A 26938-nucleotide genomic window follows, 5' to 3' on the forward strand; every position below is an offset into this window, starting at 1 on the left:
GATTCTGCGACCGGCGGCACCGAACGGTCGACGAACGGCAGCGACGTTGTTACCGGCGAGTCAACATGGGGGTTCAGCTGCCGGACTGCGACCCGGTTCCGGCGTGTGACCCGGCGCCGACGTGCGACCCGGTGGACCCGCCGCCGAGCGACCCGGTGCCCAGGGAACCCAGGGAACCGGTGCCGCCGCCGTTGTCGTCGACCTCGAGGACCGACACGGTGTTCGAGTCCGCGTTGGCCACGTACGCGTGCCGGCCGTCGGGGGCGACCGCCACCCCGGACGGGAACTGGCCGACGGGAATGTTCTCGCTCACGACACCGGTCCCGGTCCCGACGATCGACACCGTGTTGCTGCCCTGGTTGGTGACGTACAGGCGGGTCCCGTCCGGGCTCAGCGCGACGAGGAACGGCAGATCGCCGCCGCTGGGAACACCGGCCACGATCGTGGTGGCGAGGTCGACGATGCTCAGCCCGTCCGAGTAGTACCGGGTGACGTACAGGCGGCCGCCGTCCGGGGTGACGGCGATCCCGGTCGTGTCCGGGCCGATGGAGATCGTCCCGACGACGGTGTTCGCGGCGGTCGCGATCACGCTGACCGTGCCGTCGGCGACGTTCGTGACGTAGGCGCGGGAACTGTCCGGGGACACCGTGACGCCGTACGGCGACGACCCGACCGGGATCGTGCCGACGTTCGCGTTCGAGGTGGCGTCGAGGACCGTCACCGTGTTGCTGCTCTGGTTGACGACGTAGACGCGGGTCCCGTCGGGGGATACCGCCACCCCGGCCGGTGACGATCCGACCGGAACCGTCGCGACGACCGTGCCCGACGCGGTGGCGACCACCGAGACGGTGCCGTCGGCGCTGTTGGTGACGTACGCGCGGGCACCGTTCGGGGCCACCGCGATACCGAGCGGGGCGTCACCGACGGTGACCGACCCGGTGACGGTGTCGTTCGCGGTGTCGATCACCGACACCGAGTCGCTGCCCTCGTTGGCGACGTAGGCGCGGGAACTGTCCGGGCTGACGGCGACGGCGCTCGGTGCGAGGCCGACCGGGATCGTCGCCGTGACGGTGTCGGCCGCGGCCGTTGCCGGTGCGAACGCGGCCACGGCCGCGGCCAGCGCTCCGGCGGCGGTGAGCAGGCGGGGACGAGTAGGGGTGAGAGCCAGACGCATTCGGAGGTCCTTGTCCGTGGGTCGGCGGAGCCGACGGAAACAGCGGAAACAGCGGATCGAAACTGCGGTCGAGCCGAACGGGCCTGCACTGCCGCCTCTTTCGTTGCGGCGGTACGGGCGCTGAGGGAACGCTAGCAGCCTGCGATGCGAGGTGTGGACGGTTTTGTCGAAGCGCTCACCGCGACGGCAGCCCCAGGGTCCGGTATCGCGTGAGCCGGGCGTCGAGTCGGTCGCCGGCCGGTAGTTGCCGCAGTGCCGCGAGTTCCCGGGCGATCGCCGACCCGATCCGGCGGGAGAACTCGACGGGTTCGAGGGCCGCGTCGGGCAGTTCCGGGACGACCACGTCGACGACGCCGTCGCGCAGCAGGTCGATCGACCGGATGCCCTGCGCGGACGCCATCTGCGGGGCGTGCGCGGTGTCGCGGTGCACGATCGCACTCGCCCCCTCCGGGGGAAGTGGCGCGAGCCAACCGTTCCGGGCGGCGAGGACGCGGTCCGCGGGCAGCAACGCCAGGGCGCCGCCGCCGGTGCCCTGGCCGAGCAACACCGACACCGTCGGGGTGTCGAGGGTGACGAGGTCGGAGATGCAGCGGGCGATCTCGGGGGCCATGCCCCGTTCCTCCGCCTCCTGGGACAGGGCCGCCCCGAGCGTGTCGATCACCAGCACCAGCGGCAGACGCAGTTCGGCGGCCATCCGCATGCCGCGGCGCGCCTCCCTCAGCGCCCCCGGTCCCATCGTGGTCAGCGCGGACTGGCCGGCCCGGTCCTGTCCGAACAGCACGCACGGCTGACCGTCGAACCTGGTGAGCGACAACAGGACCGTCGAATCCGCCTCGCCCTGCCCGGTGCCGCTGAGCGGTACCCGGGTGGAGGTGGCGTGCCGCACCACCTCCCGGACGCCCGGCCGGTCGTCGTGCCGGGACACCAACACCGACTGCCACGCCGGGGCGTCCGGGATCTCCGGGGTGTCGGCGCTGTCGGCGGCCGGATCGAGGTCGTCGGCGGGATCGACGAGGACGTGCAGTGCCCGGTCGACGAGGTCACGGAGTTGCTCGACGGACGCGACCCCGTCGATGACGCCCTTGCCGTACAGGTTCTCCGACGTCTGCACCCCGGCCGGGAAGTCGGTGCCGTACAGCGCCCGGTAGACGCGCGGCCCGAGGAAGCCGACGAGGGCGCCGGGTTCGGCGATCGTCACGTGCCCGAGCGACCCCCACGACGCGAAGACTCCGCCGGTCGTGGGGTCGCGCAGGTACACCAGGTACGGCAGGTGCGCCGCCTTGTGTGCGGCGACGGCCGCCGCGATCTTCACCATCTGTACGAAGGCGACGGTGCCCTCCTGCATGCGGGTGCCACCCGACGTCGGTGACGCCAACAGCGGCAGCCCTTCCGTGGTGGCCCGCTCGATCGCGGCGGTGATCCGTTCGGCGGCGGCCACCCCGATCGAGCCGGCGAGGAAGGAGAACTCGCACGCGATCACCGCGACCCGACGCCCGCCGAGCAGCGCGGTACCGGTGAGGACCGACTCGTCGACCCCGGATGTGGTTGTGGCGGTGTCGAGTTCGGCCCGGTACCGCGGATCCGGTGCGACGTCGACCGGGGTCGCGTCCCACGAGACGAAGCTGCCCGCGTCGAACACCCGTGTGATCAGGTATCGGGCCGAGATCCGGGTGTGGGCCATGGGCTTTCCTTCCCTCGTGGGTTGTCGACGTTACCGGGTGCGGGCTACCGGGACAGGGCTTCGCGCCACGACACGGTCTTGCCGATCCGCAGGATCGACCGCTGGTAGATGCGGGCCGCGACCGCCGACATGCCGACGGTGACGACGAGCATCAGGGCGACGGTCGCCACGATCTGGGTGCCGCTCGCGACACCCGCGGCGATACGCAACGGCATGAGGATCGCCGAGAACGGCGGAATCCAGCTGAGCACGTTCGACAGGGTTCCGTCGGGGCTCTGCACCGCGCTGAACGACGCGAAGAACATCGCCATGATCAGGATCGTCAACGGCATCGCGGTGGAGTTCACGTCCTCCTGCCGGGAGACCATCGACCCGGTCGCCGCGTACAGCACCGCGAAGAACGCGAAGCCGAGGACGAACCAGCCCAGCGTGCCGGCGAGGGTGCCCCACGCGGTGCCGCCGAGGGTGAGGACACCGGTCGCGACACCGGTACCGACACCGACGGCGCCGTACGCGGTCAGCTGCGCGAGTCCGACCGCGCCGATACCGATCACCTTGCCCCACAACAGCTGCAGGGGGCGCAGCGTCGACAGCAGCAGCTCGACCACCCGCGACGACTTCTCCTCGACCACACCCATCGCGACGTACATGCCGAACGCCAGGATCTGCATGTACAGCAGCACGACGACGGCCATCGACAGCGCCACCCGCTGCCCCTTCTCCGGATCCGGCGGGTCGATGGGGTCGACGGTGACGACCGCCGCGGACGTGGACGCAGCGAGCTTCGCGGCGTCGACGCCGCGGGCGGCCAGCGCTGCCGACTGGGCCTGCGCGGCGACCGCGCCGTCGAGCACCACCCGCAGCCCGCCGGCGATCTCCGACTTCGTGATCGCGGTGGCGCCACCGTCGGCGTTCGGTACGAGCGCGACGTCGAGGTCGCCGTCCTCGACGCGGGTGCGGGCGGTCTCCTCGTCGCTCACCTCGGTGACCTCGACCGGGTTGCCGGCCGCGTCGCCGGTCGCGACGAGAACGGCGCTGAGCGACTGGTCGCCGACCAGGCCGACCTTCGCGCGGGACTCGTCGTCGCTGCCGGAGAAGATCGAGACGGCGATCAGGCCGCCGACGATCGCGATCAGCACGATCACGTTGCTGATCAGGAAGCTCTTCTTGCGCACCTGGGTCAGGAACTCGCGGCGCGCGACGAGTGCGATCGCCCGGATCGGGCTCAGGCCGGTCCGGTCGCTCATGCGGAGACCACCTCTCGGAACAGTTCGGTCAGGGACGGTTTACGGACCGCGAACTCGTGCACGGGCCCGGTCTTCAGTGCGGCCTGCAGGACCGCCTGGTCGTCGGCGGCGCCGCTCATCGACAGCACGGTGCGGCCGGTGTCGTGGCTGACGACCGTCACCCCGAACAGATGGTCGGCCCAGCCGGCCGGCGCGTTCGGTGCATGCACTTCCAGGAGGACGTCGCCGCTGCCGCGCAGTTCGTCGACGGTGCCGATCGAGGTCATCCGGCCCTTCGAGATGATGCCGACACGGTCGCACAGGCGCTGCACCAGATCCAGCTGATGGCTCGAGAAGATCACCGGGACACCGGTGTTCGCCTTCTCCACCAGCACGTCGCTCATGACGTCGACGGCGACCGGGTCCAGGCCCGAGAACGGCTCGTCGAGGATGAGGACCGCCGGATCGTGCACCAGGGCGGCGGCGAGCTGTACCCGTTGCTGGTTGCCCAGGCTCAGGGCGTCGACGGTGTCGTTCGTGCGGGCGGCGATGCCGAGGCGTTCCGTCCACCGGTGGGTGGCGTCGGCGGCCTCTTTCCGTGAAAGCCCGTGCAGCTCCGCGAAATAGGTGAGCTGCTCGCCGACCTTCATCTTCGGGTACAGGCCGCGTTCCTCGGGCATGTAGCCGATCGAACGGCGCACCTCGAGGTCGACGGGCCGGCCGCCGAGCCGCACTTCACCGGCGTCCGCGGCGAGCACACCGAGCGCGATCCGCATCGTCGTCGTCTTGCCGGCGCCGTTGCTACCGACGAACCCGAAGATCTCGCCGGGGCGGACCTCGAAACTCAGGCCCTCGAGTGCGACGACGTCGCCGTACCGTTTCGCGATGCCGTCGAAAGCGAGTGTCTGACCGGTCATTCCATCTCCTGTCGGTCGTCTGTGTCGGATCGGTACAACTCGGTGCTCAGCGGCCCGAACTCGGTGCGGGAGAACACCGCCTCGACGGGAAGCTCGAACACCGTGCAGATCCGCAGGGCGAGGTCGAGGCTGGGGTAGTGGTCCCCCCGTTCGAGGGCGCCGACGGTCTGCGGGTTCACGTCGATCGCCTCGGCGAGCTGGGCGCGGCTCATCTTCCGTTCCGCACGCAGCACGGCGATGCGATTGAAGATGGGGAGGCCTGCTCCCCGTCGCACCGGACTCACGCATCGGAGTGTTGGGAAAACCCAACAAGTTGTCAAGTTGAACGGCGGTCCAGGACAGTCGTGACCGGGCCGGTACGACGCCCTGTAGTAATCTTCGTTCATGCGGTCCGGGCCAGGTGAGGAGCTTGCACGTCATGTGCGTGGCCTCGCCGTCGCCGGATCCGTCGTCGCCCTCGGCGTGGGGGCGCACGGACTGGCCGGTGGCAGCCTCCCCCACGGCGTGACCCTGCTGATGCTCGGCGGTGTCGCCGCGATCCTGGCGGCGGTCGTCACGGCGATCCCCTCACTCGCCACCCGGCCGGCCGGACTCGTCCCGGTCCTGGCGACCGGGCAGGTCCTCTCACACCTCGCGCTGACACTCGGGGACGCGCACGGATCGCACACCGGCACGCATGCGAGCGTGCCGATGCTGCTCACCCACACCGTGGCCGTGCTGCTGTGCGCGTCGCTCATCGCGGCCGCCGAACGGATCGGCCCCCGCGCGCTCGCGGCCCTGCACCGGATCCTGCCGCGACTGCTCGCCGCACTGCCGGTCCGGCTCGAACCGTCCCGGCCGCACGTGATCGCCGACGTACGTCCGGTGGTCGTGCACCTCGGGGTCGGATCGATCGCCCGCCGCGGCCCACCCGCCGTCGTCTGACATCCCTCTGTACCTCACCGCGTCCGGCCCGGCTGCCGTCGACGCGCATTCCCCTATGCCTCGAAAGGCAACACACATGACACGGTTCGCCCGTACCCGCATCGTCGCCGTCGCCGTCGGTGCGGCCGCCGCCGTCGGACTCGCCCTCACCGGTTGTAGCAGTGACACCCCGAACACGACCGACACCGCGGCGATCTCGCTGCAGGACTCGTGGGTCAAGGCCGCCGACAGCGGCGTCACCGCGATGTTCGGCACGATCGTCAACGACTCCGACGACGCCGTCACCCTCACCTCGGTGACGACGACCGTCTCGCCGCGCGTCGAACTGCACGAGACCGCACCCGACGGCACCGGTGCCATGAAGATGCGGCAGAAGGACGGCGGCGTCACTGTTGCCGCCCACGACAGCTACGAACTCGCCCCCGGCGGCGACCACATCATGCTGTTCGACCTGCCGGCGCCCGTGCAGGCCGGCGCCGACGTGACGTTCACGTTCGAGTTCGCCGACGGTGCCACCACCGAGTTCACCTCCCAGGTACGGGATTTCACCGGAGCCCGCGAGGACTACGGCACGCACGGCGAGTCGCACGATGGCTGACCTGAGCCGACGCCGGCTGTTCGGGGTCGGGGCCGCCGCCGCGGTCGGCGGTGCCGGCCTCGGCCTCGGCGCGGGCGTGCTCACGGGGCGGCCCGCCCAGGCCGGGCCGGTACCGGCGACGGTGCCGTTCCGCGGCGACCATCAGGCCGGTATCGAGACGCCACCGCCCGCACACACCACGTTCGTCGGCCTCGACCTGCGGCCCGGCATCGACCGGGCCGCCCTGGTCCGGCTCATGCGGGTGTGGACCGACGACGCCGCCCGCCTCACCGCCGGCCGGGGCGCCCTCGCCGACACCGAACCGGACCTGGCGGTCGTGCCGGCCCGACTCACCGTCACCGTCGGGTTCGGCCCCGGCCTGTTCCGAGTCGCCGGCCTCGACGGCCGTCGGCCGTCGTGGTGTACCCCGTTGCCGCCGTTCGAGATCGACCGGCTCGAACCGCGATGGAGCGACGGCGACCTGCTGCTGCAGATCGGGTCCGACGACCCCGTCACGATCGCGCACACGCTGCGGGTGCTGCTCAAGGCGTCCCGGGGTACCGCCACCGTCCGCTGGACGCAGCGCGGCTTCCGCCGGGCCCGCGGCAGCGAAGCCGCCGGCACCACGATGCGCAACCTCATGGGGCAGGTCGACGGCACGATCAACCCGGAAGCCGGGACCGACGACTTCGACCGGGTCGTGTGGAACGACGGCACCGAACAGCCGTGGCTGGCGGGCGGCACATCGATCGTCATCCGTCGCATCCACCTCGACCTCGACGGCTGGGACGAACTCGACACCCCTGTCCGCGACGAGGTGATGGGACGCCGCCAATCCACCGGCGCACCCCTGACAGGTGAATCCGAGTTCGACGCACCGGATTTCGAGGCCGTCAACGCCGGCGGACTGCCGATCATCCCCGAGTTCTCGCACGTCGCGCGGGCCCGGCCGATGGCATCCGATGAACGGTTCCTACGCCGCGGCTACAACTACGACGAGCACCCCGACGCCGCCGGCATCTCCGACTCCGGCCTGATCTTCGTCACCTATCAGGCCGACGTCACCCGCCAGTACCTGCCCGTCCAACAACGCCTCGCCGACGGCGACATGTTCAACCGCTGGTCGATCCCCGTCGGCTCCGCGGTGTTCGCGATCCCACCCGGCTGCCGCGACGGCGAGTACCTGGGGCAGGGGGTTCTCGGGTAGGCGCTCCGCACCTGTGCGCCTTTTTGGTAGTAGCAGCTACCAAAAAGGCTCACAGGCAGCGCAGCTGCCCTGCCTCCATCCGCCAGTGCCGGGTGTGGCGCATGGTGCCGAGCATGCGGCGGTCGTGGGTGACGAGCAGCAGGGTGCCGGTGAACGATTCCATCGCCTGTTCGAGCTGTTCGATGGCGGGCAGGTCGAGATGGTTGGTGGGTTCGTCGAGGACCAGCAGGTTGACGCCGCGGGCCTGCAGCAGGGCCAGGGCGGCGCGGGTGCGTTCGCCCGGCGACAGCGACGACGCGGGCCGCAGCACGTGGTGGCCCTTGAGGCCGTACTTGGCGAGCAGGGTGCGGACGTCGGCGTCGGGCCAGTCGGGGACCTGCGCGGCGAACGCGTCGGAGAGGGCGTCGTCGCCCTCGAACAGTCCACGCGCCTGGTCGATTTCACCGACGGCGACACCGGACCCGAGGGTGGCGGTGCCCTCGTCGGGGGTGAGTTTGCCGAGCAGCACCTTCAGTAGCGTCGACTTCCCGGATCCGTTGGGGCCGGTGACGAGGATCCGGTCACCCCAGTCGACCTGGGTGCTGACCGGCCCGAACGTGAACGAATCCCGGTGCACGACGGCACCGCTCAGGGTGGCGACCACGGCCCCGCTGCGCGGTGCGGGCGCGATCTCCATCCGCAGCTCCCACTCCTTGCGCGGCTCCTCGACCGCTTCGAGGCGTTCGATGCGACGCTGCGTCTGCCGGGCCTTCGCGGCCTGCTTCTCGGTGGATTCGGCGCGGGCCTTGCGGCCCATCTTGTCGGAATCGCCGTTCTTGGCCTTGCGGCGGGTGTTGCGGACCCCGTGCTCGAGCCAGTTGCGTTGCATCTGAGCACGATCCTGCAGCGACGACAGGTTCCCGGCGTACTCGTCGTACGCCTCGCGGGCATGTCGCCGGGACACTTCGCGTTCGACGAGGTACGCCTCGTAGCCGCCGTCGTACACGGCGATCTGCTGCTGCACGAGATCGAGTTCGACGATCCCGGTCACGGTGCGGGCCAGGAACTCCCGGTCGTGACTGACGACGACCAGTGCGGTGCGGGTCTCGGCGACGAACTGTTCGAGCTGCTCGAGTCCGGGCAGGTCGAGGTCGTTGGTCGGCTCGTCGAGCAGCAGCACGTCGTAGCGGGACAGCAGTAGCGACGCCAGACCGGCGCGGGCGGCCTGCCCACCGGACAGGTCTGTCATCAGGGCGTCGCCGGTGACACCCAGGCCCAGGTCGGCGAGGACCTGTTCGGCCCGCTCGGCCAGGTCCGCGCCGCCGAGCGCGAGCCACCGGTCGAGGGCGGGGGAGTAGAGGTCGTCGCCGCCGTCGGCGAGGGATTCGGCGGCCGCGTTCATCGTCTCCTCCGCCGCGGCGACGCCGGTGCGGCGGCCGAGGAACCCGAGGATCGTCTCACCGGGAATCCGGTCGGGCTCCTGCGCAAGGTAGCCGACGGTCGCGTCCGGCGGGCTCAGGGTGATCGTGCCGTCGACGTCGGCGTCCCCGACCCCCGCGAGGGCCGTGAGCAGCGTCGACTTGCCGGCCCCGTTCGCGCCGACCAGACCGATCACGTCGCCGGGGGCGACCGTCAGATCGAGGTCGGTGAAGAGGGTGCGTTCGCCGCGGGATGCGGAGAGGCCGGAGATTCGCAGAGTGGCAGTCACCCGCAGATCATCCCAGGTCGACACCGACCCCGGCCGCCGGTGTCTCTGGTCACATGCGGTGAACGGCATTGCCCGTGTCGGACCCCGCTCGTATATTCCACACCGAATATTCGACGAGAAAGTGGGGGTGGCGATGCTGCCGCGATCGGTCACCTCGCTCGGCGTCTCGGTGCTCGCGCTGCTGTTCGAGCGGCCCATGCATCCGTACGAGATGTGGCAGGTCCTCCGCGACCGCAGCAAGGATCGGATCGTCAAGGTGCGGCCGGGGTCGCTCTACCACGCGGTCGAACGACTCGAACGGGACGAACTCGTCGCCGTCACGGGTGTCGACCGGCAGGGCAATCGTCCGGAGCGGACGGTCTACGAGATCACCGCGTCCGGCAGGGATGCCGTCCGGCAGTGGGTGGCGGACACCGTGCGGGTTCCCGCGCTCGAGTACCCGCGGTTCACGCTCGGGCTGTCCGAACTGCACAACCTGCCGTCGGGGGAGGCGCTCACGCTGCTCGACGAGCGCATCGCCGCACTGGCCGCGCAGCTCGCCGACTTCGAGGAGTTGGCGGCGCTCTCTCGGGACGTCCCGGAACTGTTCACCGTCCCGTTCGCGTACACCCGGGCGATGGTCCGGGCCGAGTCGGACTGGCTGCGTACGTTCGTCGAACGTGTCCGCGCCGGCGACGTGCCGTGGGTCACCGACCCCCATCTCGCATCACTGGAGTTCACCGATCTGAAGGGCACTCGATGACTACCGTAAGCAGGCCGTGGCCGGCCCTCTGGGCCCTGTGCCTGGGCTTCTTCATGATCCTCGTCGACAGCACGATCGTCGCCGTCGCGAACCCGGTCATCACCGCGGACCTGGGCGCCGACGTCAACGCGGTCATCTGGGTGACGAGCGCGTACCTGCTCGCGTACGCGGTGCCGCTGCTGGTGACCGGACGGCTCGGCGACCGGTTCGGCCCGAAGAACATGTACCTGATCGGCCTGACCGTGTTCACGCTGGCCTCGCTGTGGTGTGGCCTGGCCGGCGGCATCGAGATGCTCATCGTGGCCCGCGTGTTCCAGGGGCTCGGTGCCGCGCTGATGACGCCGCAGACGATGTCCGTCATCACCCGGATCTTCCCGCCCGACAAGCGCGGCACGGCGATGGGCCTGTGGGGGTCGGTGGCCGGTGTCGCGATGCTCGTCGGCCCGATCCTCGGCGGTGTCCTCGTCGACAATCTCGGCTGGGAGTGGATCTTCTTCGTCAACGTCCCGGTCGGTGTCGTCGCGTTCGTGCTCGCGTGGAAGCTGGTGCCGGCGCTGCCGACCAGCAACCACAAGTTCGACATGGTCGGTGTCGCACTCAGCGCGATCGGCCTGTTCTGCATCGTGTTCGGCCTGCAGGAAGGCAATTCGTACGACTGGGACGGCCGCACGTGGGGGCTGATCGCCGCCGGTGTCGTCGTCATGGGTGTGTTCGTGTGGTGGCAGAGCGTCAACCGCAGCGAGCCGCTGGTGCCGTTGGGCCTGTTCAAGGACCGCAACTTCTCGGTCGCCAACATCGGCATCGCGACGATGGGTTTCTCGATCACCGGCGTGATGCTGCCGTTCATGTTCTACGCGCAGTCCGTCACCGGGCTGTCCCCGACGCGGTCGGCGCTGCTGATGGCGCCGATGGCGGTGGTGACCGGGGTGATCGCCCCGTTCGTCGGACGGCTGGTGGACCGGGCGCATCCGCGGATGATCGCCGGACCGGGTTTCCTGGTGTTCGCGCTCGCCACCGCCTGGCTGGCGACGCGGCTCACCCCGTCGACTGCGATCTGGGAGATCCTGCTGGCGATGGCACTGATCGGTGCGTCCAACGCGTTCATCTGGGCGCCGCTCGCGGCGACCGCGACCCGCAACCTGCCGCCGGAGCGGGCCGGCGCCGGGTCCGGCGTCTACAACACCACCCGGCAGATCGGCGCCGTGCTCGGCAGCGCCGCGATGGGTGCGCTCATGACGTCCCGGATCACCGCCGAACTGTCCACGGTCGGCGTCTCGGCCGGCTCGAAGATCAGCGAGGGCTTCCACGGTCAGCTCCCGGAGATGGTGCGCGAACCGTTCTCCCAGGCGATGGCGCAGTCGGCGATGCTGCCGGCGGCCGTGCTCATGCTCGGCTTCGCGGTGGTGCTGTTCTTCGTCAATCCGCGCGCCGGATCCGCGGCGCCCGAAGCGTCGACGACTCCGGACGGCGACACCGAGGCCGTCACGGCGCGGAGCTGACACGGACGGGCGCTGACCCCCCGACGCGGGCGGTTGCTGTGCAGAACACCGAGAGGAGTTCACAGCAACCGCCCGCGGCGCGTCGGGACGATGCCCGTCAGAACCGCGCCGGCGCCGGCATCGGATAGTCCTGGCCGTCGAGCCGGAAGTCGGCGAAGTCGAAACCGGGGACGACGACGCAGCTCGCCAGGGTGGCGTCGTCGTCGATGGGGCGGGCCCGCTGCCACGTGCACGGGGGCACGACCACCTGCGGACTCTGCCCGGCGGACACGTCCGCGCCGAGGACGTGCCGGGTGACGTCGCCGGGCTCGCTGCCGCTGCCGCCGAGTTCGAGCAGCAGTGGGCTGCCGCGGTGGTACAGCCACAGTTCGGTGCCGCGGACCGCGTGCCACGCCGACCGCTGCCCGGCCCCGAGCAGGAACAGGATCGCCGTGCCCGCGGCGCGGGAGCCGGCGAACATGTTCGGCAGCGCGACGCCCGGCAGTTCGATGTCGCTGCGCCACGTCTCTCGGTACCAACCGCCCTCGGGGTGCGGTGCGAGTTCCAGGGATTCGGCCCACGCCGGAATGTCTGTCACGAGACCATGTTGACGGCAAAGTGTGCGTATCGCGAGCGAAGCAGCGGAGGTGATGGTGGAATGGTCCACATGACCCACCCGAGTGGAGATTCGGACGTTGGTACGGATTCGGTCGAAGGCGCCGAATCGCTTGTCGGGGCGCGTGTTTACGACCTCGGTGTCGGACCCATGATGCTCGACGTACCGGACGTGTCCGACGACGACATCGTGGTGCGCTGCGCCGACGCGTGGACCGACGACGTCACCTACCTGGACCGGCATGTGCGGCGACGCTACGTGCTGGTTCCGCCGGGCTGGCCGGGCGTACTGCCCGCCGACGCCGTCGCGGTGCACTGCTCGACCCGCATCGTGTCGATCATGAAGGCCGCCAGCTGAACTGACGCCGCCGTTCCTGTGCATGCAGTGTCACAGATAGTCTTCTCGGTGCACCCGCCGCGGACCGTCCATCCGGGACGTCCCGCACACCGAGAAAGCGAGTGAGTCGGATGATCGGGACCAGCCGTGACGGCCATGTGGTCACCCTCGAATTGCAGCGCCCGGACCGGCGCAACGCCCTCAGCGCCGCACTGTGTATCGCGTTGCGGGAGGCGCTCGAGCAGGCCGTCGCGGACGATGCCCGAGTGATCGTGCTGACCGGGCAGGGCACCGCGTTCTGCGCGGGCGCCGACCTGTCCGGTGACGTGTACGCCGAGGGCTTCACCGATCACCTGCTCGCGATGCTGCACACGATCGACTCGATTCCGATCCCGGTGATCGCCGCGATCAACGGGCCGGCGGTCGGTGCCGGCACACAACTGGCGCTGGCGTCGGATCTGCGGGTCGTCGCACCCGAGGCGCGGTTCGGGATCCCGGCCGCGAAACTCGGTATCACCGTCGACAAGTGGACGGTGCGCCGGCTGGTGTCGCTCATCGGTGGCGGCCCGGCGCGCACGATGCTGCTCGGTGCCGAAATACTATCCGCAGACGAGGCTTTCGCGCGCGGACTGGCAAACAAGGTCGGTGATCTCGCGGTCGCGCAGGAGTGGGCGCGCAGCATCGCCGAACTCGCACCGCTGTCACTGCGGCACCTCAAACTCGTCTTCAACGACGACAACACCACCGAACCGCAGTCCGAGGAGCAGTTGGCGGCCCTGTTCGCGGCGTGGGGCAGCGAGGACGCGCAGGAGGCGCGGGCCGCGCGGGCCGAGAAGCGGGCACCGCAATTCCGGGGGCGGTGATGCGCGGGAAGAAACTGCTGGCCGCGGCGGCGGCCGTCGTCGCCGGCTGGGTGGCCCGCGCCGCGTGGGGCGTCGTGCCCGCGATCGGTGCGTCCCGGTCCGCGATCCGGCCGTACGCGGCGGCGTCACCGCACTACCGCGACAACCGATTCCACAATTCCGATTCCGGGTCGTCGCTGCCGGAGGGATCCCAGTCCGGGTTGACGAAGGCGTTCCTCACCCGCGGCGGACTCGGCCGGCCGCAGCGGCCGGTCCCGCTCGCCACCCTGCTCGCCCCCACCGAGGCGGGGGACCTCGCCGTCACGTGGCTGGGGCACGCGAGTGTGCTGCTCGAGATCGACGGCCGCCGGGTGCTCACCGACCCGGTGTGGAGCGAGCGGGTGTCACCGTCGGACGTCGTCGGACCGGCCCGCCTGCATCCGATGCCGATGACGCTGTCGGGCCTGCCGGACGTCGACGCGGTCGTGATCTCCCACGACCACTACGACCACCTGGACCGGGCCACGATCACCGCCCTGGCCCGCACCCGCGACACGACGTTCGTCGTCCCCCTCGGGGTGGGTGCGCACCTGCGACGCTGGCACGTCCCGGGCGAGCGGATCGTCGAACTGGACTGGGACGAGAGCGTCGACGTGGCCGGACTGACCCTCACGTGCACCGAGGCCCGGCACTTCTCCGGACGCGGCCTGGCCCGCGACACGACACTGTGGGCGTCGTGGGTGATCGCCGGACCGCGCCGGACGGTGTTCTTCGGCGGCGATTCCGGGTACACACCGCGGTTCGCCGACCTCGGTCGCCGGTACGGGCCGTTCGACGTCACCCTGCTGCCGATCGGCGCGTACGACGCACGCTGGCCCGACATCCACATGACGCCGGAGGAGGCGGTCCGCACCCACGTCGATGTCGATGGCGGGCTGCTGGTTCCGATCCACTGGGCCACGTTCAATCTCGCGTTCCATCCGTGGGGCGAACCGGTCGACCGGTTGCTCGACGCGGCCCGGTCCGTCGGGGTCCGGGTGGCGGTGCCGATGGCCGGTCAGCGGATCGACGGACTGCGGCCACCGGAGACGATGTACTGGTGGCGGTGACGTCCTGTTCGGGCCTGCCGCCCTATTCTTGCTGACATGGCAACGGACGAGCCGACCGACGACGGCGGCGCAGTCGGCACCCTGGACACCGATCCTCGGCACATCGAGTACGGACTGACTGCCGATCAGGTGGCGCAACGCGTCGCCGGTGGGCAGACCAACGATGTCCCCGACCGGGCGAGTCGCTCGGTGAAGGACATCGTCCGCGCGAACGTGTTCACCCGGATCAACGCGATCCTCGGCGTGCTGCTGGTCATCGTGCTGTCGACGGGGTCGATCGTCGACGGCATGTTCGGTCTGCTGATCGTGGCGAACAGTGCGATCGGCATCATCCAGGAGATCCGCGCCAAACGAACGCTCGACCAGTTGGCGATCGTCAGTCAGGCCAAACCGGTGGTCCGCCGCGACGGGTCCGCCGCGCCGCTGGCCCCCAATGACGTCGTCCTCGACGACATCATCGAACTCGGGCCCGGCGACCAGATCGTCGTCGACGGCATCGTCGTCACCGCGTCGGCGCTCGAGGTCGACGAGTCGCTGCTCACCGGTGAGGCCGACGCCGTGCACAAGCCGGTCGGCGCGCAGGTGCTCTCGGGCAGTTACGTCGTCGCCGGCAGCGGCGCCTACCGGGCCACCCGGGTCGGGCAGGAGGCGTACGCCGCGAAGCTCGCCGAGGAGGCCAGCAAGTTCACGCTGGTGCATTCGGAGCTGCGTTCCGGCATCGACAAGATCCTCAAGTTCATCACCTACCTGATGATCCCGGCGGGTCTGCTCATCATCTACAACCAGTTGTTCTCGAGCGGGCAGGCTCTCGGCCCCGCGCTCAACGGCATGGTCGCCGCTCTCGTCCCGATGGTTCCCGAGGGCCTGGTGCTCATGACGTCGATCGCGTTCGCGGTCGGTGTCGTCCGGCTCGGCCGCCGCCAGTGCCTGGTGCAGGAGCTGCCCGCGATCGAGGGCCTGGCCCGCGTCGACGTCGTGTGCGCCGACAAGACCGGCACCCTCACCGAGAACGGTATGAAGCTCGTCGAGCTGCGCACCGCGCGACCCGACGACGCGCAGGCGTCGGACGCGCTGGCCGCGCTGGCCGCCGACGATCCGCGCCCCAACGCGAGCATGCTCGCGATCCGCGACGCCCTCACCGACGCCCCCGGCTGGACGGCCACCGCGGTGGCCCCGTTCTCGTCGGCGAAGAAGTGGAGCGGGCAGTCGTACGGCGAGCACGGCAACTGGCTGCTCGGCGCCCCCGACGTCCTGCTCGACCCGGGCAGCGACATGGCCCGGCAGGCCGAGGAGATCGGCGCGCAGGGGCTGCGGGTGCTGCTGCTCGGCAGCAGCGACCGGCCCGTCAACGCCCCCGACGCGCCCGGCGAGGTCACCCCGCGGGCACTGGTGATCCTGGATCAGAAGGTGCGGCCCGACGCCCGCGAGACGCTCGAGTACTTCGCGAGCCAGAAGGTCGACGTCAAGGTCATCTCCGGCGACAACGCGGTCTCGGTCGGTGCGGTCGCCACGTCGCTGGGCCTGCCCGGCGGCGACAACGCGATCGACGCCCGCGAGCTGCCGGAGGACCCGGAGAAGCTCGCCGACACCCTCGACACCGCCACCACGTTCGGCCGGGTCCGTCCCGACCAGAAACGGGCGATGGTCGGGGCCCTGCAGTCCCGCGGCCACACGGTCGCGATGACCGGCGACGGCGTCAACGACGTCCTCGCCCTCAAGGACGCCGACATCGGGGTCGCGATGGGGTCGGGCAGTCCCGCGACCCGTGCGGTCGCGCAGATCGTGCTGCTGGACAACAAGTTCGCAACCCTGCCGTACGTGGTCGGCGAGGGCCGCCGGGTGATCGGCAACATCGAACGTGTCTCGAACCTGTTCCTGACGAAGACCGTGTACTCGGTGCTGCTGGCGTTCCTCATCGGTGTCTCCGGGGTGGCCGCGCAACTCTTCGGTTTCGATCCGCTGCCGTACCCGTTCCTGCCGCGGCACGTGACGATCGCGGCGTGGTTCACGATCGGCATCCCGGCGTTCATCCTGTCGTTGGCCCCCAACAACGAGCGGGCCCGCACCGGGTTCGTGGCCCGCGTGATGCGGCTCGCGGTGCCGTCCGGCGTCATCATCGGCGTCGCGACGTACGTGTCGTACCTGCTCGTCTACGCCGGCCCGGACGCCACGCCGCAGCAGGTCGAGCAGGCCGGCACCACCGCGCTGATCACGCTCATCATGATCGCGTTGTGGGTGCTCGCGGTGGTCGCCCGCCCGTACGTGTGGTGGAAGCTCGTGCTGCTGGCCGGTTCGGTGCTCGGCTACGTGGTGCTGTTCTCGGTGCCGCTGGCCCGCGAGTTCTTCAAGCTCGATCCGTCGAACGTCGCGGCCACCACCGTCGCGTTCGTGATCGGCGCGGTGGGTGTGGTGCTGGTGGAGGTCTCGTGGTGGGTCACCGGGCGCATCCACGGCGAGCACCGTCGACTGTTCGCGTCGAGCGACGACCTGCCGGGCGTGCACTGAGCAATATGTAGGGTGCACATCAGGTGTGTGGTGCACACCGGACGATCGGCGTGAGCGAGGAACAGTGACCGGACCGGGCGAGCAGAAGTCCCTCTACGTGTTCGAGGACGTGAGCGAGGAGCAGATCGCGCGGGAAGCGGATCTCTACGGGGGAGTGACGGACACCGTCCGGGACCTGGTGGAACTCGCCCTGGCGACGGAATCCGACGACGACGACATCCGCCGCGCCCACGAGCACCTCGAGGCGGCCAAGGAGCTGCTGGCCCGCCGCACCCGGCCGCACCCGTACGGCGTGCGGTTCAACGCGTCGGGGAGTCGGCGGGCGTGGGGCAATGCGGTCGTCGGACTCCGCAACGCGGTCGCCCCGCCGTTGAAGATCCACCGCGAGGACGACGGCCGGGTATGGGCGGACGTCACCGTGGGCATGCAGTACGAAGGTCCGGCGGGCCTGACCCACGGCGGTATCTCGGCGCTGCTGCTCGACCAGGTGCTCGGGGAGGCCGCCGAGCACGGTGGCGCACCCGGCATGACCGGCACCCTGAGTCTGCGGTACCGCAAGCCGACACCCCTCGGTGCGCTGCACCTCGAGGCGTGCGTCGACCGCGTCGAAGGCGTCAAGACGTTCGTCGCGGGCCGACTCTCCGACGCGGACGGGGTCTGTGTGGAGGCCGAGGGCGTCTTCATCCTGCCCAAGTGGGCCCGCGGGTCCGTGACCGGTGCGGGTGCGACCGACGCCGGTGGTGAGTGATTCCCGGTCCGGATAGGGGAGAATGACGTCATGGGATTCATGGACAACGTCAAGGGCCTCGTCGAAAAGGGTCAGGAGCTCGCCGCCGAGCACGCCGACAAGGTCGAGGACGTCATCGACAAGGCCGCGGACATCGCGGACGAGAAGACCGGCGGCAAGTACAGCGAGCACATCGACAAGGCTGCGGAGGCCGCGAAGAAGGTTGTGCCGCCGAAGGAGTGAGTCGTGACCGCGTGAGCGGCACAATCGACGGGTGACTCCGACACTCGTACTGCTCGTCATGATCGCGGCCGTCGCGGTGACGGGTCTGGCGAAACGGCGGGACCTGCAGGTGCCGCTCGTGCTCGTCGCGTTCGGGTCCGCGGCATCGTTCGTTCCGGGGATGCCGCGGCTCGAACTCGCCCCCGAGGTCATTCTCGGGGTGGTTCTTCCGCCCCTGCTGTATTCGGCCGCGTTGGATTTTTCGATCGCGAGCCTGCGCCGCAACATCGCCCCCATTCTGCGACTCGGGGTCGGGCTGGTCCTGGTGACCGCGTTCGCGGTCGGATTCTTCTCCGACTGGCTGGTTCCCGAACTGACGTTGGGGGCCGCCCTGGTGCTCGGGGCCGTCGTCTCGCCGACCGACGCGGTCAGTGCCGTGAGCGTCGGCCGCAAACTCGGTCTGCCCAAACGGGTGCTGGCGATCCTCACCGGTGAGGGGCTGGTCAACGACGCCACCGCGCTCACCCTGTTCACGGTCGGTGTCGCGGCCGTCGCCGGCACCCGGGTGGTGGTCGAGCAGCCGGTGCTGTTCTTCTTCTACGAGGTCGCCGGCGGTGTCGCGATCGGTTTCGTCCTGGCCACCGTCGTCCGACTCGTCCGCGACCGCATGTTCGACTCCCCACTGGAAACCGTGCTGGGACTGGTACTTCCGTTCGCGGCCTACCTGGCGGCCGAAGAGATCGGCACCTCCGGGGTCCTGGCCGTCGTGGTCGCCGGATTCGTCATGGGGCATCACGCCACCAACGCGTCCGTCCCCACCCGCATCCAGGAGCGGTCGCTGTGGACGACCCTCGACCTGCTGCTCGAGATGTTCGTGTTCGCGTACATGGGATTGCAGCTGAAATTCGTCATCGACGACGTCGCTGCCGACGGCCTCCCGGTGCATCACGTGTTCGCGTACGCGTTCGCGATCCTGGCGGTGGTGATCGCGGTGCGGCCGCTGTGGGTGTTCCTCAACTGGGGTCGGCTCCGCCTGAAACCTGAACGCACCGCACTGAACTGGCGGCAGAAACTCGTGGTGTCGTGGGCCGGGATGCGCGGTGTCGTCACCCTCGCAGCCGCCGGCGGTATCCCGGTGCTGACCGCGGCCGGTGACCCGTTCCCCGGCCGCGGCGTCATCCAGGCCGTCGCGTTCGTCGTCGCGACCGGCACCCTGCTGATCCAGGGCGCCACCATTCCACTGCTGATCCGGCGCCTCGACATCGCCGACCCGGCCGAGGCCGAACGCGGACGGAACCAGACCGAACTCGCCCGACGCATCAGCGCCGACGCCGCCGACCGGGCCCTCGCAGACGTCGCCGCGACCCCACCGGCCGGCACCGACCCCGACGAGTTCGTCCGCGTCATGAACCGGGTCCGCATCTCGGTACGCGCCCAAGCCCAGGTCGAGGAGGCCGAAGAGGACGACAGCCGCATCACCGCACGACGCGCCGGACTACTGTTCGACGGAATCCGCCGCCTCGTCCTCGAAGAACAACGCCGCGCCCTCATCACAGCCCGCGACGACGGCCGACTCGACGACGAAGTCCTACGCGCCGAACTCGAGGCCCGCGACATCGAGGAAGCCGCCGCCGAACAACGAGTGCTGCGGCGACGGGGCGGGTGAGCAGGTGAGACGCCTACCAGACGCCGTCGCCGCGCAGGACCGCGTCGGCTCCGCCGTCGACGAAGACGACCTGTCCGGTGACGTGCGAGTTCTGTTCGGATGTGAGCCAGGACAGGAGGGGTGCGACCTGTTCGGGGCGGGCGTGACCGGCGAGCGGCATGGGCACGGCGCTGTCGATGACGGCGCAGGCTTCGGGGGAGTCGAGCATCGCCTGGATCATCGGGGTGACGATCGTGCCGGGGGCGATGGCGTTGAGTGGGATACCGGCGCCGGCCCACTCGGGAGTGATCGCGGTGTGCCGGACCCAGCGGGCGATCGCGGTTTTCGACGACGCGTACACGAGCGCGCCGTCACCGCGCTGCACGGCGGCCTGCGCGGCGGTGGTGGCCGCGTCTTCGTCGCCGGCGAGGGCGGCGTCGACGATCGCCGGGTCGTTCGGGTGCACCGATGCGACCGACGAGATGACTACGGCACGAGGATGTTCCGATGCTGCGAGTAGCGGTCGCATCCCCTCCAGGGTGGCGACCGCACCGAAGTAGTTGACCTTGATCGTGAGCGGGTCGAACAGGGCGACACCGGCGCACGCGATCACGCCGTCGAGGGAGCCGCCGGACAACTCGTAGGCCTGTTCGACCAGTGCGGCGCGCCCGTGAGCGGTGGCGAGGTCGGCGGTGATGTCGGCGTCGCGCAGGTCGGCGCCGATGACACGGGCCCCCTGGGCGCGCAGGTGGGACGTGGTGGCGGCGCCGATTCCGGAGGCGCTGCCGGTGACGAGATAGGTGCGGGTCATGGTTCTGCTTTCGTGTGAGAGCGGGACGGTCAGCCGAGCAGTTTGGTCCGGAGCGTGCCGATCATGTCGGCGCTCAGCCCGAGGCCCTCGGTGAGGTAGGCGTCGACGGTGCCGTAGGTGGCGGCGAGTTCGTCCAGACCGGCCTGCAGGTAGCTCGCCTCGACACCGAACAGCGGCTCGAGCAGTGCGGCGGCCGCCTCGCCCTGGGTGGCGACGAGGTAGGCGCGGGTCTTGGCCACCCACTCCTTGTTGTACTCGTTGGTGAGCAGGTAGTCCTGCATGATCGTGGCGTCGTCGACACCGGCGATGTGCTGCAGCAGCATCGCGGTCCAGCCGGTGCGGTCCTTGCCGGCCGTGCAGTGGAAGACCTGGCCGCCGTCGGTGTCCGCCATCGCGGTGAGCAGCGTTGCGAATCCGGCGCGCTCGGCGGCGCCCGTGACGAAGTCACGGTTCATCCCGCGCATCATGTTTCGCGCATCCTCGGGCACCCGGATCTGGTCGACCATCTCGCCGACGTTGCCGGAGAGGATCGGGATGCGGACGTAGTCGACGCCGTCGGGCAGTCGGTTCGGCTTGTCCGCGACCTCGTCGTCGCTGCGCAGGTCGTAGATCGTCGACAGCCCCAACTTCCCGAGCGTCGCCAGGTCCGCATCGTCCGGCACGATCGCGTCGGACCGGTAGAAGAGCCCCTTGTTCAGGTGGGCGCCACCGGCGCCGGTGTATCCCGCGCCGGTGCCGGACACGTCGCGGAAGTTCGCCACGCTCGGCAGCCGTGGAGCATCCGGTGCCGGGGCGTCGAGGCTGCCGACATCGAGTGAACCGGTTCCGAAAAGGGAAGCAATGGAAGGTGATTCTGCAGAAGCAGCTCCGGTGGTACCTGCGGCGGCGACACCGAGGCCCGTCCACAACAGACTCCCTGCGAGTACGGCGGCGGCGATCCTGGGGCGATGTCGGGTCACGGTCGATCCTTCCGGTTGGGGTAGCGGACTGGGATCGGACGGTAGACAGTGCGAATCGGAAAAATAACCACCTTCTCCCGCCCACCGGACACCTCCGTCGGATGCGTACCGCCGCCCCCTCCGGGCACAATCGACCCGTGACCCGATCCCGGACGGCCCTTGCCCTGCTCGCCGCGGCTGCGGTGACCGCCGGTTGCGGCGGCCCGGCCACCCCGTCGGCCGCCCCCGACACGACGGTGTCGCCGTCCGAAACGACCTCGGCCGCCCCGCTCCCGGACCCCACCGAGCGGGGGATCGTCACTGCGGCGGAGCCGTTCACCGGCACGGACGGTCTGGTGGGGCAGAAGATCCTCTACCGGTCGACGTCGGGGATCGACGGCCGCGGCACCGAGGTGTCCGGGACGGTGTTCGCCCCGGCGGGCACGCCGCCGGCGGGTGGGTGGCCGGTGGTGAGCGTCGGGCATCCGACGACGGGCCTGCTCGACGAGTGCGCGCCGTCGCGGCACCCGAACCTGCTGGGCGAGGCCGGGTTGGTGCGGGACCTGCTGGGCCGTGGTTTCGTCGTCGCCGTCACCGATTACGAGGGTCTCGGCACCGACGGGCCGCACCCGTATCTCGAGCCGATCACCGCCGCCCGCAACGTGATCGACGCGGTGCGGGCCGCCCGGTTCCTGATCCCGGACGTCTCGCCGCGGTGGGCGGCGATCGGGGTGTCGCAGGGCGGGCAGGCGGCGTGGGCGGCGGCCGAGCAGGCGGCCGACTACGGTGACGGTCTCGAACTGGTCGGTTCCGCCGCACTGTCGCCGCCCGCCGACCTGAGCCCCATCGTCTCCGACGGTCCACCGAATCTGGATCTGCCGCAACAGATGTTCCTGCCGATCCTGCTCGACGGGCTGGAGATGTCGCATCCCGACCTCGATGCGAGCGCCTACATTCGGGGCCCGCTCACCGAGAACCGGGACGTGCTGCGCGCGTGCACCGGACCGCTCAAGGCCCGGAAACTGTCGGTGGCACTGAGTCTCACCCCGGCGGACACGCTGCCGCGCAGCGACGACGACGTCGCCCGGATGCGGGAGTGGCTGGCCCGGGACGCGCTGCCGCAGCAACCGGCGTCGGCGCCGATGCTGGTGGTGATCGCCGGACGCGACAACCTCATTCGCGCCGACTGGACGATCGCTGCGGTCGGCCGGGCGTGCGGGATCGGGGACGTGATCGAGATGCGGTACCGCGCCGACGACGTGCACGCCGACTCCCGCGCGATGCCCGGCGCGGTCGACTGGCTCACCGGCCGGTTCACCGGGGCGCCCGTGGTGAACACGTGTGCGGGGGAGGCGGCGCCGTGAGCGCGGTCGCGTGGGGGGTGCTGCTGGTGGCGGTCGCGGTGGTCGCGACCGCCGTCGTCGTGCGGACCCGCCGCGTCCTCACCACCCCCGCCGAACGTGCCGTCCACGACACCCTGCACACCGCGTCCCTCGCGGCCCGGCCGCTGCGCGGCGGGCTCGACGCGGACTCGGCGGCCGAGGCGGCCCCGCATCTGCGGCTGCTGACCGGTACCCAGGCGCTCGCGATCCTCGGCCCCGACGGCGACGTGCTCGCCTGGACGGGCCCGCACGAGGCGCTGGCCGGGCAGGTGTCCGCTGCGGCGGTGCGGGCGATCGACGGCCGCCGCCGGGTGCTGGTGGCGCACGGCGACCTGGTGCGCGACCCCGCCGATCAGGTGGTGCGGGCCGTCGTCGCGCAGCCGCTGCTGGTCGACGACACCGACGTCGTCGGGGTTCTCGCGGTGGTGACCACGAGCGAACCCGGCCCGGCGATGCTCGGTGCGCTCACCGAGGTGGCCCGGTACGTGTGCGGGCAGCTCGCGCTGGCGGAGCTGGACGCGTCCCGCGCCCGCCTGGATCGCGCCGAGGTGCGGGCCCTGCGCGCCCAGATCAGCCCGCACTTCATCTACAACGCGCTCGGCACGATCGCGTCGTTCGTGCGGACCGACCCGGACCGGGCCCGGGAACTGGTGCTCGAGTTCGCCGACTTCACCCGCTACTCGTTCCGGGCGGCCGGCGAATACACCGTCCTCGCCGACGAACTGCGCAACATCGACCGCTATCTCACGCTCGAGCGGGCCCGGTTCGGAGACCAGCTGGAGGTGCGACTGCAGGTGGCGCCCGAGGTGCTCAGCGTGGTGCTGCCGTTCCTGGCGTTGCAGCCGCTCGTCGAGAACGCCGTCCGGCACGGGCTGTCCGGCCGAGCGGACGGCGGCACCGTCACGATCGTCGCCGCCGACGCGGGACCGGACGCCGTCATCAGCGTCGAGGACGACGGCGTCGGCATGGACCCGGAACTGCTGCGTTCCGGGGAGTTGGACGCGGTCGTCCCGGGTGCTGAAGGAAGCCACGACTCGAACATTTCCGAGGCCGCGCACGTGGGTCTGGCGAACGTCGACGACCGGCTGCGGGCCGCGTTCGGCAACGACTACGGCCTGGTCGTGGAGACGGCGCCCGGCGCCGGCACCAAGGTGAGCATGCGGGTGCCGAAGTTCCGGCCGGGGATCCGGGCGTGACCGCTCCGGCCCGAACAGTGGGCATGGCACGATGGATCCGTTGTGAAAGAAACTTCTGACGGGCCCGTGGACGGCCCCCTGACGGTGCTGGCGGTCGACGACGAGCGGCCCGCCCTCGACGAACTCGCCTTCCTGCTGCGTGCCCGCGACGAGATCGGGGAGACCCGCACCGCCGGCGATGCGACGACGGCGCTGCGGATCCTGCGTGACGGCGGCGTCGACGCGGTGTTCCTCGACATCAACATGCCCGGACTCGACGGTCTCGAGCTGGCCGGGATCCTCGGCCAGTTCGCGAGCCCACCGTCGGTGGTGTTCGTGACCGCGCACGAGGACCGGGCCGTCGCGGCGTTCGACCTCGGGGCCGTCGACTACCTGCTCAAACCGCTGCGCGAGGAACGCCTCGCCGAGGCGGTGCGGCGGATCGTCGAACGCCGACGCCGTGCCCGCGAGGAGAGCACCGACGACGCGTCGGCCGACGAGGTGATCCCCGTCGAACTCGGTGGTGTCACCACGCTGGTGCCACGATCGACCGTCAAATGGGTCGAGGCCGACGGTGACTACGCGCGCCTGCACACCGCCACCGGATCGCACCTGGTGCGGATCCCGATCTCGTCGCTGGAGAACCGCTGGGCCGACGCCGGTTTCCTGCGGGTGCACCGCTCATACCTGGTGTCACTCGCCGAGGTCACCGGCATCCGCAGCGTCGGCTCCGGGCTGGTGGTGTGCCTGCGACCGCAGGGCGACGCCCCCGCCGTGGAACTGCCCGTCAGCCGCCGGCACACCCGCGAACTCAAGGACCGGCTCATCCGCGGCCCACGTCAGGCCTGGACGTCGAGATGACGACCCCGGCACCGCCGCCGAGACACGGGGCGGCACCGCCGCCGCGCGAGCGGGTGGTGCTCGCCACCCGGCGCGGCGCCCGCATGGTCCGCACCCGCGTCGAGGTGGAGGAGCAGACCGAGGTCGGGGACGCGCTGATCCGCGGCCTCGTCCGGGCGCAGCTCGGGCTCGCGGTGCGGGTCGCCGCCGTCGTGGTGCTGCTGTTCGGGGCAGTGCCGCTGCTCGGCATCGCGTTCCCCGGGTTCGCGGACCTGTCGGTCGCCGGCATCCGGTTGCCGTGGCTGCTCACCGCAGTGCTGGCGGTCCCGGTCCTCACCGGCGCCGGCTGGTTCTACGTGCGCGCCGCCGAACGCAACGAGCAGGACTTCACCGACCTGGTCGAGGACTGAGGTACGCCCGCGTGCTCGGACAACCCCTACCCGTGATGACTCTGCTGGCGTTGGTCGCCGCGGCCGTCGCGACCGTCGGCATCGGCTTCTACGGGGTGCGGATGGCGCGTACCACCTCCGACTTCCTCGTCGCGTCCCGCAGCGTCGGGCCCGGCTGGAACGCCGCCGCGATCTCCGGTGAATACCTTTCGGCCGCATCGTTTCTCGGTGTCGCCGGACTGATCGCCAAGTACGGGGCGGACGCCCTGTGGTATCCGATCGGGTTCACCGCCGGCTATCTGGGGCTGCTGCTGTTCGTGGCGGCACCGCTGCGTCGATCGGGCGCGTACACGGTCCCGGACTTCGCGGAGTTCCGGCTCGGCTCGGTCCCGGTGCGACGACTGTCGATGGTCGTGGTCGCGCTCGTGTGCACGCTGTACATGGTGCCGCAGTTCCAGGGCGCCGGACTGACCCTGAACATCCTGCTCGGCGTCCCCGGCTGGGTGGGCGTCGTGGTGGTGGGTGCCATCGTCATCGGCAACGTCGTCGGCGGCGGCATGCGGTCGATCACGTTCGTGCAGGCGTTCCAGTACTGGCTCAAACTGTCCGCGGTCGCGATCCCCGCCCTCGTCCTCACCGTCCACTACGCCGCCGACCGACAGCCCGTCGGCCAGCCCGCACCCCCGACCGTCGCCGAGCAGACCACCGTCGACGTCACCACCGACGTCGTCGTGCAGGTCGCCACCCCGATCGACGCGGCCCTCGACGGCACCCTCGACGGACGCCCCACCGTCGGGACCGTGCACCTGGGCACCGGACGCCACGAACTCGGCGCCGGCACCACCCTCGTCCTGCCCGCCGGATCCCACGTCCCCGTCGTCGCGGGCGCCCCCGCCGACGGCGCCGAGTGGCTGCTGCCCGGAGGCGGATTCGGTGACCCGCACCCGCGCTACCAGGTGTATTCGCTGATCCTGGCGACGTTCCTCGGTGCGATGGGGCTGCCGCACGTGCTGGTCCGCTTCTACACCAACCCGGACGGGCGGGCGGCCCGCATGACGTCGCTCGTCGTGATCGCGCTCGTCGGCGGGTTCTATCTGTTCCCGGTGCTGCTCGGGGTGTTCGCCCGCATGTACGTGCCGCAGCTGCTCATCACCGGCACCTCCGACGCCGCGGTCCTGCTGCTGCCCGGGTCGGTGCTGTCCGGGTGGGCCGGGCAGTTGCTCGCCGGGGTGGTCGCCGCGGGCGCGATCGCGGCGTTCCTGTCGACGTCGTCGGGTCTGCTGGTGAGCATCGCCGGCGTCCTGAGCACCGACGTGCTGCGCGGCCGGGTCCGCGACTTCCGGGTCGCGGTGCTGCTCGCGAGCATCGTGCCGATGGCTCTCGCGCTCGCGGCGTCGTCGTTCGACCTGTCCCGATCGGTGGGCCTCGTCCTCGCGGTCGCCGCATCCACCCTGTGCCCGCTGCTGGTGCTCGGCATCTGGTGGCGTCGCCTCACCCCGGCCGGGGCCGCGGCCGGCCTGATCGCCGGGATCGTCGCAGCCGGCGGGGCGGCACTGATCGCCGTCGCCGACGTGGTGCCCGTCGACGCGTGGCACGGCTGGCCGGCGGTGCTTCTCGGCTACCCGGCCGCGGTGAGCGTGCCGCTCGCGTTCGCGACGATGGTCGTCGTCAGCCTCCTCACCCGCCGGCAGGTGCCGCGCGACGTGGGCCGGATCTTCACCCGCATGCACGCCCCGGAACGGCTCGGCATGGGCCGCGACCGGGAGCGGGACCTGCGGTCGAGCTGAC

At 70.6% G+C, this 26938-nt stretch carries 26 protein-coding genes; 17 read left to right on the top strand and 9 right to left on the bottom strand.

Features of this window, described 5'->3' with window-relative positions; genetic code table 11:
* Window positions 1–73: 73 nt before the first annotated feature.
* The 5 genes from E0497_RS03730 to E0497_RS03750 all read right to left on the bottom strand — a co-directional run bounded on the left by E0497_RS03730 (window position 74) and on the right by E0497_RS03750 (window position 5282).
* Window positions 74–1174 carry a beta-propeller fold lactonase family protein gene (locus tag E0497_RS03730; RefSeq protein ID WP_137723427.1) on the bottom strand — a complete coding sequence of 367 codons (1101 nt, stop codon included), beginning with the start codon at window positions 1172–1174 and terminating at the stop codon, window positions 74–76.
* A 175-nt stretch (window positions 1175–1349) separates the two neighbouring features.
* On the bottom strand, window positions 1350–2855 hold the full coding sequence (locus E0497_RS03735; RefSeq protein WP_137723428.1) for an acetyl-coenzyme A carboxylase carboxyl transferase subunits beta/alpha: 1506 nt from the start codon (window positions 2853–2855) through the stop codon (window positions 1350–1352).
* 44 nt (window positions 2856–2899) lie between these two features.
* On the bottom strand, window positions 2900–4102 hold the full coding sequence (locus E0497_RS03740; protein WP_137723429.1) for an ABC transporter permease: 1203 nt from the start codon (window positions 4100–4102) through the stop codon (window positions 2900–2902).
* Window positions 4099–4998 (bottom strand): ABC transporter ATP-binding protein, encoded by a 900-nt coding sequence (locus E0497_RS03745; RefSeq protein ID WP_137723430.1) that lies wholly within the window; start codon window positions 4996–4998, stop codon window positions 4099–4101. The genes E0497_RS03740 and E0497_RS03745 overlap by 4 nt, the downstream gene beginning before the upstream one ends.
* Window positions 4995–5282, bottom strand: coding sequence for a helix-turn-helix transcriptional regulator (locus E0497_RS03750; RefSeq protein WP_137723431.1), 288 nt, complete (start codon window positions 5280–5282; stop codon window positions 4995–4997). Before E0497_RS03750 ends, E0497_RS03745 begins: the two co-directional genes overlap by 4 nt.
* A 136-nt stretch (window positions 5283–5418) precedes the next feature.
* Between E0497_RS03750 and E0497_RS03755 the strand changes: the two genes are divergently transcribed.
* The 3 genes from E0497_RS03755 to E0497_RS03765 all read left to right on the top strand — a co-directional run bounded on the left by E0497_RS03755 (window position 5419) and on the right by E0497_RS03765 (window position 7706).
* Complete coding sequence (locus E0497_RS03755; protein WP_241665689.1) at window positions 5419–5922, top strand: hypothetical protein; 504 nt, start codon at window positions 5419–5421, stop codon at window positions 5920–5922.
* 76 nt (window positions 5923–5998) lie between these two features.
* A complete protein-coding gene (locus E0497_RS03760; protein WP_137723433.1) occupies window positions 5999–6520 on the top strand; it encodes a copper chaperone PCu(A)C in 522 nt (173 codons plus the stop codon).
* Entirely contained in the window at window positions 6513–7706 is a 1194-nt protein-coding gene (locus E0497_RS03765) for a Dyp-type peroxidase (RefSeq protein ID WP_137723434.1), read from the top strand. The genes E0497_RS03760 and E0497_RS03765 overlap by 8 nt, the downstream gene beginning before the upstream one ends.
* A gap of 49 nt (window positions 7707–7755) precedes the next feature.
* On the opposite strand, the gene E0497_RS03770 is transcribed toward E0497_RS03765, so the two are convergent.
* Complete coding sequence (locus tag E0497_RS03770) at window positions 7756–9393, bottom strand: ABC-F family ATP-binding cassette domain-containing protein (protein WP_137723435.1); 1638 nt, start codon at window positions 9391–9393, stop codon at window positions 7756–7758.
* Between the two features lie 133 nt (window positions 9394–9526).
* On the opposite strand from E0497_RS03770, the gene E0497_RS03775 reads away from it, so the two are divergent.
* Both E0497_RS03775 and E0497_RS03780 read left to right on the top strand, forming a co-directional pair.
* On the top strand, window positions 9527–10135 hold the full coding sequence (locus E0497_RS03775; RefSeq protein WP_137723436.1) for a PadR family transcriptional regulator: 609 nt from the start codon (window positions 9527–9529) through the stop codon (window positions 10133–10135).
* Window positions 10132–11634 (top strand): DHA2 family efflux MFS transporter permease subunit, encoded by a 1503-nt coding sequence (locus E0497_RS03780; protein ID WP_137723437.1) that lies wholly within the window; start codon window positions 10132–10134, stop codon window positions 11632–11634. Before E0497_RS03775 ends, E0497_RS03780 begins: the two co-directional genes overlap by 4 nt.
* Before the next feature lie 97 nt (window positions 11635–11731).
* Here the strand turns inward: E0497_RS03780 and E0497_RS03785 are convergent, their stop codons facing one another.
* On the bottom strand, window positions 11732–12211 hold the full coding sequence (locus E0497_RS03785; protein WP_137723438.1) for a cupin domain-containing protein: 480 nt from the start codon (window positions 12209–12211) through the stop codon (window positions 11732–11734).
* Between the two features lie 69 nt (window positions 12212–12280).
* On the opposite strand from E0497_RS03785, the gene E0497_RS03790 reads away from it, so the two are divergent.
* From E0497_RS03790 to E0497_RS03820, 7 genes are all read left to right on the top strand, one after another.
* Window positions 12281–12586 carry a DUF1254 domain-containing protein gene (locus E0497_RS03790; protein WP_137723439.1) on the top strand — a complete coding sequence of 102 codons (306 nt, stop codon included), beginning with the start codon at window positions 12281–12283 and terminating at the stop codon, window positions 12584–12586.
* A 110-nt stretch (window positions 12587–12696) separates the two neighbouring features.
* Window positions 12697–13428, top strand: a complete 732-nt coding sequence (locus E0497_RS03795; RefSeq protein ID WP_137723440.1) for an enoyl-CoA hydratase — start codon at window positions 12697–12699, stop codon at window positions 13426–13428.
* A complete protein-coding gene (locus E0497_RS03800) occupies window positions 13428–14516 on the top strand; it encodes an MBL fold metallo-hydrolase (RefSeq protein ID WP_137723441.1) in 1089 nt (362 codons plus the stop codon). Before E0497_RS03795 ends, E0497_RS03800 begins: the two co-directional genes overlap by 1 nt.
* 36 nt (window positions 14517–14552) lie before the next feature.
* Window positions 14553–17021: an HAD-IC family P-type ATPase gene (locus E0497_RS03805; protein WP_137723442.1), complete on the top strand. Its 2469-nt coding sequence runs from the start codon at window positions 14553–14555 to the stop codon at window positions 17019–17021.
* Between the two features lie 64 nt (window positions 17022–17085).
* Entirely contained in the window at window positions 17086–17769 is a 684-nt protein-coding gene (locus E0497_RS03810; RefSeq protein WP_137723443.1) for a PaaI family thioesterase, read from the top strand.
* 30 nt (window positions 17770–17799) lie between these two features.
* Window positions 17800–17991, top strand: a complete 192-nt coding sequence (locus tag E0497_RS03815) for an antitoxin (protein ID WP_137723444.1) — start codon at window positions 17800–17802, stop codon at window positions 17989–17991.
* Window positions 17992–18022: 31 nt separating this feature from the next.
* Window positions 18023–19636 carry a Na+/H+ antiporter gene (locus E0497_RS03820; protein WP_137723445.1) on the top strand — a complete coding sequence of 538 codons (1614 nt, stop codon included), beginning with the start codon at window positions 18023–18025 and terminating at the stop codon, window positions 19634–19636.
* 13 nt (window positions 19637–19649) lie between these two features.
* On the opposite strand, the gene E0497_RS03825 is transcribed toward E0497_RS03820, so the two are convergent.
* Both E0497_RS03825 and E0497_RS03830 read right to left on the bottom strand, forming a co-directional pair.
* Window positions 19650–20426, bottom strand: coding sequence for an SDR family oxidoreductase (locus E0497_RS03825; protein WP_137723446.1), 777 nt, complete (start codon window positions 20424–20426; stop codon window positions 19650–19652).
* Window positions 20427–20455: 29 nt separating this feature from the next.
* The gene (locus tag E0497_RS03830) at window positions 20456–21187 is read right to left on the bottom strand and encodes a tyrosine-protein phosphatase (protein WP_241665691.1); all 732 of its coding nucleotides are present in this window, start codon (window positions 21185–21187) and stop codon (window positions 20456–20458) included.
* Between the two features lie 299 nt (window positions 21188–21486).
* On the opposite strand from E0497_RS03830, the gene E0497_RS03835 reads away from it, so the two are divergent.
* The 5 genes from E0497_RS03835 to E0497_RS03855 are packed head-to-tail and all read left to right on the top strand — an operon-like array spanning window position 21487 to window position 26937.
* Window positions 21487–22728, top strand: a complete 1242-nt coding sequence (locus E0497_RS03835) for a lipase family protein (RefSeq protein WP_170312855.1) — start codon at window positions 21487–21489, stop codon at window positions 22726–22728.
* A complete protein-coding gene (locus E0497_RS03840; protein WP_137723448.1) occupies window positions 22725–23942 on the top strand; it encodes a histidine kinase in 1218 nt (405 codons plus the stop codon). Before E0497_RS03835 ends, E0497_RS03840 begins: the two co-directional genes overlap by 4 nt.
* A 42-nt stretch (window positions 23943–23984) precedes the next feature.
* Window positions 23985–24782: a LytR/AlgR family response regulator transcription factor gene (locus tag E0497_RS03845; RefSeq protein WP_137723449.1), complete on the top strand. Its 798-nt coding sequence runs from the start codon at window positions 23985–23987 to the stop codon at window positions 24780–24782.
* A complete protein-coding gene (locus E0497_RS03850; RefSeq protein WP_137723450.1) occupies window positions 24779–25171 on the top strand; it encodes a hypothetical protein in 393 nt (130 codons plus the stop codon). Before E0497_RS03845 ends, E0497_RS03850 begins: the two co-directional genes overlap by 4 nt.
* Window positions 25172–25206: 35 nt before the next feature.
* Window positions 25207–26937, top strand: coding sequence for a sodium/solute symporter (locus E0497_RS03855; protein ID WP_137723575.1), 1731 nt, complete (start codon window positions 25207–25209; stop codon window positions 26935–26937).
* Window position 26938 lies beyond the last annotated feature (1 nt).

It is taken from the genome of Prescottella subtropica, from assembly GCF_005434945.1.
In the GTDB taxonomy this organism is placed as follows: domain Bacteria; phylum Actinomycetota; class Actinomycetes; order Mycobacteriales; family Mycobacteriaceae; genus Prescottella; species Prescottella subtropica.